Here is a 6,069-nt window from a genome sequence, read left to right on the forward strand (position 1 = left end):
CGACTTCGCCCCCGGCGACCGGGTCGAGATACGCGGACCCCTGGGCGGCTGGTTCGTATGGGACACCACCGCACCCGACCCGGTCGTCCTCATCGGCGGCGGCTCCGGCATCGTCCCGCTCGCGGCCATGGTCCGCGAACGCCACCGCACCGGCGCCAAGGCCCTGTTCCGCCTCCTGTACTCGGTACGCACCCCCGCCGACCGCTACTACCGCACCGAACTGGGACCGGCCGCCGACCCCGGCGTCGACGTGTTCGTGGCCTACACCCGCACCGCACCGGACGGATCGACCCGGGGCCCCAAGCGGCTCGGCGTCGCGGACCTGAACACCCACGGTCTCCCACCCGAGTTCGCCCCGGTGTGCTTCGTGTGCGGACCCACCGGATTCGTGGAGACCGCCGCCGACGCCCTGCTGGCCCTGGGCCACGACCCGGCCCGGATCCGGACCGAACGCTACGGCGCAGGAGGCCGACGATGAGCACACCCGCCACCTACCTGGACGCCAACGTCCTGGCCGGACCCCTGTCGGAGGTCTTCGCCGTGGACGTCACCGCCGCCGAACGCCGCTGCGCCCACTGCGGCGACCACGGCGCGTTCGCCCGCCTGCGCGTGTACACCGACGGCCCCGGCCTGGTGGTGCGCTGCCCGGGCTGCGAGGTCCTGGTGCTGCGCCTGGTGCGCACCCCCGACGGGCTGGTCCTGGACCTGGGCGGAACGGGCTGCGTCACCCTGCCCGTCCAGGACTGACCCACCGCGGGCTCAGACCGTGAGCAGGCGCAGCGCCAGCGCCGCCACCGACAGCACCAGCGGGAACAGCGGGGCACCCAGCCCCCTGGTGTCGCCGACCCGCATGTGGGCGATGACCGCGCAGACGAAGTACACCACCAGCCCGGTCGCGGCCGCCGCCCCCAGCGGCCACCACACCAGGCCGACGAGCACACCCGCGGCACCGGCGAACTCGACCAGCGCCAGCATCCACAGCCTGTCCAATGGGAAGCGGACCGTCTCCATCGAGGCGACGACCGCCGGGGCGCGGCGCAGCTTGCCGACGCCCGACATGGCGGCGAACGCCGCGATGAGCACGGAGACGACCACGGTGGCGATGAACATGGGCGATCCTTCGAGCGAGCGGGTTCGGGAGCGTTCGGGTTCAGGAGCGTTCGGCGGCGATCAGCTCACGGGTGGCCGGGGCGACCTCGGCACCGAACGCGCGCAGCCGGTCGGCCTCGTCCGAGGCCAGGATGAACGTGGAGAAGCCGTGCTCCAGGGCCAGCCCGGCCAGCTTCTCGGGCCAGTCCCGCAGCGTCGTCCCACCCTCGCCCAGCCCGACGTTGAGCAGCCGGCGCACGTCCCCCGGGGAGCGCCCGGCGGCCAGCGCCGCCTCGTCGATACGGGCGTTGCCCTCGCCCAACTGGGCGGGGTCGGAGAAGTACGCCAGGGACGGCAGCCACCCGTCGGCCTTCGCACCGACCACACCCAGCATCCGCGGCTTGTAGGCGCCCACCCAGATCCCGATGTCGTGCAGCGGCGCGGGACCCCGCTTGGCACCCGAGAGCCGGTAGTACTCGCCCTCATAGCGCAGCCGGGCCCGGTCGGTGGTGTCCCACAGCGAGCGGATCACGTCGATGGCCTCGCCCAGGGCGTCCACGGCCTGCCCGGGCGCCAGGCGGCGCCCGCCCATGGCCTCGATCGCGTCCCAGAACCCGCCGGCGCCCAGGCCCAGCTCGAACCGGCCGCCGGAGAGCCGGTCCAGGGAGGCGGCGGCGCGGGCGATGACCGCGGGCGGGCGCAAGGGCAGGTTGAGGACGTTGGCCGACAGGTGCACCCGCTCGGTCCGGGCCGCCACATAGGACAGCAGGGTCCAGGTGTCCAGGAACGCGGTCTGGTACGGGTGGTCCTGGAAGGTGACCAGGTCCAGCCCGGCCCGCTCCGAGACGCGGGCCAGCTCCACGGTGGCCGCCGGGTCGGCGGCCGTGGGCGTGATGAAGGAACCGAAGACGGGCGCGTGACCGTAGTCGGGCATGACCGACCCCCCAGGACGAACACAACCCCAGATGAGTTGTGCGACAGATTATCTTGAAAACAGACGTGCGTGGGAACCGCACACCCCCCGCGGATATTCCACACCCCGCCCCCACACACCTACCCACCCCCCACTACCCTCGACGACCATGCCCGACTGGACACTGCGCCCCGCCACCCCTGCCGACACCGAACCCGTCGCCGAACTCCGCACCCCCGCGGCCACCGGCCTCAACCCCAGAGCACCCCGGGGTTGAGGACACCCGCCGGGTCCAGCTCGCGCTTGGCCGCGCCCATCGCCGCCGCGAACAGGTCCGGGCGCTGACGGTCGTACCAGGGCCGGTGGTCGCGCCCCACCGCGTGGTGGTGGGTGATCGACCCGCCGTGGTCGGCCAGCGCCTGCGACACCCGCGCCTTGACCTCGTCCCACCGGCCCACCATCGACCCCCACCGGCCCTGGGCGTAGAACCCGTAATAAGGGGCCGGCCCGTCCGGGTACACGTGCGTGAACCGGCAGGTCAGCACCCCCGCACCCCCGCACACCTCCTCGATCGCCTCCCGGGCGGCCGCCGTCACCGCGGCGTGCAATTCCTCGAACCGGTCCCAGGTGCAGGAGGTCTCGAACGTCTCGGCGATCACCGACCGGCGCGCCAGCGCATCGCGCTGGTAGGGCATGCGCAGGAACGCCGACCGCCACCGCCCACCACCGCCGCCGGTCTCGGCGGTGCCGCCGTGGCCCGCGCAGATCGCCACCGCCCGCTCCAACGCCCCCTGGACCGGGTGGTCGGCCGACTCCAGCCCCAGCACCAGGAGGGTGTGCGGGCTGTTCGCGTTGATCAGCGCCTCGGCCGGATCCAGCAGCCGGCACCCCGCCGGCTCCAGCCCCGAGGCGGCCAGCTCCCGCACCGCCGCCACCCCCAGGGCGAACGACGGGAAGGACACCGACGCCCCCGCCCGCCACCGCGGCCGCTCGCGCACCCGCATCCACGCCCGCGTGATCACCCCCAGCGTCCCCTCCGACCCCAGGAACATCCGGTCCGGCGAGGGCCCCGCCCCCGAGGCCGGCAGCCGCGCCGACTCCACCACCCCCGCCGGGGTCAGCACCCGCAACGACTCCACATGGTCGTCGATGTGCGTGGGACCGGTCGCGTAGTGCCCCGCCGCCCGGGTCGCCAGCCACCCGCCCAGCGAGGAGAACTCGAACGACTGCGGATAGTGCCGCAGCGTCAACCCGTGCCCGCGCAGCTGTCCCTCCAGGTCCGGGCCCAGCACCCCCGCCTGCACCGACGCCGCCCGCGACACCGCGTCCACCTCCAGCACCCGCCGCATCCGCGACAGGTCCAGGGTCAGCGCGGGCCCGCCGTGGCGCGGCTCCACCCCGCCCACCACCGAACTCCCGCCCCCGTACGGGATCACCGCCGCCCCCGCCCCCGAGCACCAGTCCAACAGGTCCGCGACCTGCTCCTCCGTCTCCGGGTAGGCCACCAGGTCCGGCACCGGCCCCACGACCCCCTCCAGGTTGCGCACCACGTCCCGGAAGGCCTTGCCGCGGGCGTGCCCCGCCCGCTCGCGCGCATCCGCCGTGCACAGGTGCGCCAGCGCCTCCGGCGCGACCAGCCGCGGAGCCTCCGGCACCAGCACCCGGGGGTCGGGCGGATCGTGGCGGGTCAGGTCAGCCCCCGGCAACAAGGCCCGCACCGCCCCCACCAGCTCCCGCTCCTCCACCCCCGACAGCGCCGCCTCCTCCGTGCCCCAACCCCACCAGGACCGCACCACAGCCCGCACCTCCCGAATTGACCCCCGGGTAAATTACCAGCGAGTCACATCCCTTCGCTAGACTCCCACCGTGACCACCACCGCCAACCGCCCCGGCACCAAAGGCGTCCCACGCCCCCAACGCGAAGCCCACATCCTCGACGCCGCCGCCCACGAATTCGGCCACCACGGCTACACCGCCACCACCGTCACCACCGTCGCCACCCGCGCCGGCATCTCCAAACCCCTCGTCTACGCCTACTTCGACTCCAAAGAAGGCCTCTCCCTCGCCTGCCTCCACCGCGCCGGCCAACCCCTCCTCGACGCCGTCACCGACGCCCAAACCCCCGGCACCGCCCGCCAACGCGCCGAAGCCACCCTCCACGCCGTCTTCACCGCCCTCACCGACCGCCCCCACGACTGGTCCGTCCTCTACGACCCCACCCTCCCCCGCACCGGACCCGTCGCCGACGCCGCCCGCCACTACCGCCACGGACTCAACAGACTCGGCGCCGCCGGCGTCGCCCAGATCGTCACCGACCCCCACGACCGCGACCTGCTCACCCGCATCTGGTTCGCCACCGTCACCACCACCGTCCACTGGTGGCTCGAACACCCCGACACCACCGCCCACGACATGACCGTCCGCTGCCACCGCATGCTCACCGCCGTCATGGGCGACTGACCCACAAGACAGCAAAAAGCCCCCACATCCGACATGGGGGCAAAGATCCCGTGTCATCCCCACGCCAACAGGGACCGGGAACCTATCCTGCGCACATGCACATCCGCATCCTGTGCCGCACCTGCCTGGGCACCGGCCGCCGCGCCGTCGTCACCGCACGCCTCGAAGACGACCACACCCTCACCCAGGTCCTCCTCGCCCACCCCTGCACCGACTGCGACACCCACGGCCACACCACCCAGACCGCCACCGTCCACCCCGATTTAACCGACCCACCGGATACCGCAATGTATACGTAACCCTCCGACCCGACCCGCGAAACACCCCGCCACCAGCCTCCTAGGTGTCCCCACACCCACAACACCGAGGAGCAACGGCGTGGCACCCACCCCCACACGCACCCTCACCGCCCTCACCCTCACCCTGGGCCTCACCCTCACCGCCTGCACCGGAGACAACACCCCCGGCATCACCGACGACACCGTCACCGTCGGCATGATCCACTCCCTCTCCGGCACCATGGCCATCAGCGAGGTCACCGTCCGCGACGCCGTCCAACTCGCCATCGACGAGATCAACGCCGACGGCGGCGTCCTGGGACGCACCATCACCCCCGTCATCGAAGACGGCGCCTCCAACGAGACCACCTTCGCCGAACGCGCCGAAAAACTCCTCCAGTCCGACAACGCCGCCACCGTCTTCGGCGGCTGGACCAGCGCCTCCCGCAAGGCCATGCTCCCCGTCTTCGAACGCAACAACGGCCTCCTCTGGTACCCCGTCCAATACGAAGGCCTCGAAGCCTCCCCCAACATCGTCTACACCGGCGCCACCACCAACCAGCAGATCATCCCCGCCCTGGACTACCTGCGCGAACAAGGCCACACCAGCCTCTACCTCGTCGGCAGCGACTACGTCTTCCCCCGCACCGCCAACCAGATCATCACCGCCTACGCCGACGCCCACGACATCGACATCGTCGCCGAGGAGTACACCCCCCTCGGACACACCGAATACTCCACCATCACCAACGACATCGCCCGCACCCGACCCGACGCCGTCTTCAACACCCTCAACGGCGACTCCAACGTCAGCTTCTTCCAGCAACTGCGCTCCGCCGGCGTCACCCCCGACGACACCCCCGTCCTGAGCGTCAGCGTCGCCGAAGAAGAAGTCGAAGGCATCGGCACCGACAACATCGCCGGCCACCTCACCGCCTGGAACTACTACCAGACCACCGACACCGACACCAACGGCGTCTTCGTCGACGCCTTCACCGAACGCTACGGCGACGACCGCGTCACCTCCGACCCCATGCAGTCCGCCTACAACGCCGTCCACCTCTGGAAGGCCGCCGTCGAAGCCGCCGACAGCTTCGAGGTCGACGACGTCCGCGCCGCCCTCGACGGCATCACCATCGACGCCCCCGAAGGCACCATCACCCTCGACGGCGACACCCAGCACGTCATCAAAACCGCCCGCATCGGCCAGATCAACACCGACGGCCTCATCGACGAGATCTGGACCTCCCCCGAACCCATCACCCCCGACCCCTACCTAGAGGGCTACCCCTGGGCCGCCGACCTCACCGGCTGACCCACCACCGGGCG

8 protein-coding genes are annotated in these 6,069 nt (G+C 71.9%); 5 read left to right on the plus strand and 3 right to left on the minus strand.

The window, feature by feature from the left end:
- Together ACJOT3_RS31475 and ACJOT3_RS31480 are read left to right on the plus strand one after the other, a co-directional pair.
- The coding region (locus tag ACJOT3_RS31475) for a ferredoxin reductase domain-containing protein (RefSeq protein ID WP_406976769.1) at nt 1-478 on the plus strand (478 nt) is incomplete at its 5' end.
- The gene (locus tag ACJOT3_RS31480) at nt 475-747 is read left to right on the plus strand and encodes a DUF6510 family protein (RefSeq protein ID WP_406976770.1); all 273 of its coding nucleotides are present in this window, start codon (nt 475-477) and stop codon (nt 745-747) included. The genes ACJOT3_RS31475 and ACJOT3_RS31480, both read left to right, overlap by 4 nt.
- A 12-nt stretch (nt 748-759) precedes the next feature.
- On the opposite strand, the gene ACJOT3_RS31485 is transcribed toward ACJOT3_RS31480, so the two are convergent.
- The 3 genes from ACJOT3_RS31485 to ACJOT3_RS31495 all read right to left on the minus strand — a co-directional run bounded on the left by ACJOT3_RS31485 (nt 760) and on the right by ACJOT3_RS31495 (nt 3,798).
- Entirely contained in the window at nt 760-1,110 is a 351-nt protein-coding gene (locus ACJOT3_RS31485; RefSeq protein ID WP_406976771.1) for a DoxX family protein, read from the minus strand.
- A 40-nt stretch (nt 1,111-1,150) separates the two neighbouring features.
- Nucleotides 1,151-2,023, minus strand: coding sequence for an LLM class flavin-dependent oxidoreductase (locus ACJOT3_RS31490; protein WP_406976772.1), 873 nt, complete (start codon nt 2,021-2,023; stop codon nt 1,151-1,153).
- A gap of 230 nt (nt 2,024-2,253) precedes the next feature.
- Entirely contained in the window at nt 2,254-3,798 is a 1,545-nt protein-coding gene (locus ACJOT3_RS31495; protein WP_406976773.1) for an FAD-binding oxidoreductase, read from the minus strand.
- 70 nt (nt 3,799-3,868) lie between these two features.
- Between ACJOT3_RS31495 and ACJOT3_RS31500 the strand changes: the two genes are divergently transcribed.
- From ACJOT3_RS31500 to urtA, 3 genes are all read left to right on the plus strand, one after another.
- Nucleotides 3,869-4,462, plus strand: coding sequence for a TetR/AcrR family transcriptional regulator (locus ACJOT3_RS31500; protein ID WP_406976774.1), 594 nt, complete (start codon nt 3,869-3,871; stop codon nt 4,460-4,462).
- 95 nt (nt 4,463-4,557) lie between these two features.
- Nucleotides 4,558-4,761, plus strand: a complete 204-nt coding sequence (locus ACJOT3_RS31505; RefSeq protein WP_406976775.1) for a hypothetical protein — start codon at nt 4,558-4,560, stop codon at nt 4,759-4,761.
- A gap of 79 nt (nt 4,762-4,840) precedes the next feature.
- Nucleotides 4,841-6,055 carry an urea ABC transporter substrate-binding protein gene (gene urtA / locus ACJOT3_RS31510; RefSeq protein WP_406976776.1) on the plus strand — a complete coding sequence of 405 codons (1,215 nt, stop codon included), beginning with the start codon at nt 4,841-4,843 and terminating at the stop codon, nt 6,053-6,055.
- Nucleotides 6,056-6,069: the final 14 nt, after the last annotated feature.

Origin of the sequence: Nocardiopsis protaetiae (assembly GCF_045446735.1) — a bacterium.
GTDB classification, from domain to species: Bacteria; Actinomycetota; Actinomycetes; order Streptosporangiales; family Streptosporangiaceae; genus Nocardiopsis; species Nocardiopsis protaetiae.